Here is a 2,164-nt window from a genome sequence, read left to right as displayed (position 1 = left end):
GGGGTCGGCGGGCCGGACGGGGCCGGCGGGCCGGACGTCGGCGCCGCGCTCGGCGGTGGACCGCCGGACATCAAGCCGCCCGGCGTGGCAGCGGTCGGTCCGCCCTTCGACACCTGGCCGGGCGCCCTGCCGATGGTGCGGCCGAGGTGGTCGAGGCGCTGCCCCTGGGCGATCAGCCGCTGGTCCAGGTACTCCACGGCGGCGCCGAGATCCCGCTGCCGTTCGGCTTCGGCGGCGGCGCCCTGTTCCCCGGCGCGGTGCTGCACGGAGAGGTGGCGGGCCAGCGCCGCGTACTCGTCGAAGGTGGACACGCCTCACTCCTGCCCGTCGGTGGGGTGACCGTCGCGGACGAACGGCACGATTAACCGGACCCGCTGGTCGTGCCGATCCACCAGCAGCGCCCGGTCCGCCCGGGGCGTGTACGCGAGGTCGTGCACCCCGAGATGCAGGCCGAGATCCGAGCCGGGCACGTTCAACGCGACCAGGCAGGCGACGTCGTCGCGGTTCTGCGTGCCGCCGAGGTCGTCGGCGAGCCGGCGCAGGCCGCGCCACCAGCCGAGCAGGTGCACCCCGTGGCCGGGCCCCTGCCGCAGCAGCACCCGCAGCTCGTCGTGACCGGAGCGGAACGTGGTCGGATCGCTCTCGCCGAGCAGGCCGGCGGCGGCGTCCATCCCGAACACCACCAGGTAGGCGCGCTCCGGCCGGTCACCGCCTTCCCCGGCGGCGAGGGTGCGGATCCGGTCGCGCAGGGCGGCGGCGTCGAGCCGCTCGACCCGGTGCCCGGCGGCGGCCAACGTGGCGGCCGTGTCGTCGGCCGCCGGGTCGGCGGCGGCGACCAGCGGAGCAAGCACGAACACCGCCTCGCCGGGGGCATGCTGTCGGGCCAGGCTCAGGGTGGCGGCCCGCAGCACCTCGGCCCCGGCGGACGAGGTGCCGACCACGGCCAGGTGCCGGCCGGGGGCGGTGTCCATGATGAACAGGGCGGTGGTGCCGTCCACGTCGACCGTCCGGCCGACCAGGGCCAGCGGACGCCGGCCACCGGGGCGCAGTCCGGCGAACGTGGCGTCGTCCTCGACGCGGGCGGTGTCGTAGCCGCGGAACACCGACGGCGGGCGGGCCCCCGCCGGGCGGGCCCGCCACATCTCGTGGCGCAGTCGGGTCAACTCGTCGGACGCGGCGTGCGCGTCGGGGAAGCGGATCACGGTGTTCGCGCCGGGTGCACCGGCGGCGGTGTTCACCACGGCCGAGCCGACCGGCAGCGTCGCCGCGGCGTCGTTGAGGTGGTCGAGCACTCCCCCACCGCCGGGCAGCGCCACCCGCAGGGCGAACTGCCCGAAGACCGCCTCGGCGCGGCCGTAGAGCGCCTCGATCCCGGTGGTGCTCTGGCTGGCCAACACCAGATGTACGCCGTACGAGCGGCCCTTGCGGGCCAGCTCCTCCAGCAGGTCGACCGACTCGCGGGCCAGCGGGTCGTTGCCGGCCAGCAGCACGTGGAACTCGTCGATCACGGCGACGATCCGGGGCACTGCGGTGTCGGCGGGCAGGTCGGCGAGCTTGGTGACGCCGTGCCGCTTGAGTGCGGTGGCCCGCCGGTTCAGTTCGCGGCGCAGCTCGCGCAGCACCGCCACGCCGTACTCCCGGTCGCTCTCGATGCCGACGGCGCGGGCGTGCGGCAGCCACGACGGGTCGCGTTCGGTGGGCACGAACTCGGTGAAGCTGACCCCCTCCTTGAAGTCGAGCAGGTAGAGCTGCAGCTCGGTCGGCGGGTAGCGGGCGGCCAGGCCGTACAGGACGTCGAGCAGGAAGACCGTCTTGCCGGCGCCCGTACGGCCACCGACCAGCCAGTGCGGGGTGGCGTCGTCGAAGGCCATCGGGAACGGGTCGCGTCCGGCGCGGCCCACCACGGTACGCAGGCCCGCCCGGCCGGAGACCCCCCACCGCTGCCCGGGCAGCAGGTCGGCGAAGCCGACCGCCTCGCCGCGTCGGGCCGCCTCGCCCAGATGGGTGGCGAGCGCGGCGACGGAGGCCGGCGGGGGGTCGCCGTCGAGGACGACCGGCGCGGCCAGTCCGCTGCCGTCGGCGCTGAACGGCGTGCCGGGTGGGTCGCCGACCCGGGCGTACCCGTCGGTCAGCCGCAGCAGGGTGGTGGCGCCCAGCGGTGGGG

The 2,164-nt window shown here is 76.2% G+C and carries 1 protein-coding gene and 1 pseudogene; both read right to left on the bottom strand.

Translation table 11 applies throughout. The features are described from left to right. A pseudogene (locus AC2CHE_RS26740) lies at positions 1 to 311 on the bottom strand (hypothetical protein); the annotation flags it as partial. A gap of 3 nt (positions 312 to 314) precedes the next feature. Next, a partial coding sequence (locus AC2CHE_RS26735) for an FtsK/SpoIIIE domain-containing protein (protein WP_484507593.1) occupies positions 315 to 2,164 on the bottom strand: 1,850 nt, incomplete at its 5' end.

The sequence above is a fragment of the Micromonospora sp. ATLC16 genome, from assembly GCF_057196645.1.
Note: the sequence above shows the minus strand (reverse complement) of the source record. Positions and strands in the feature narration are given on the sequence as shown.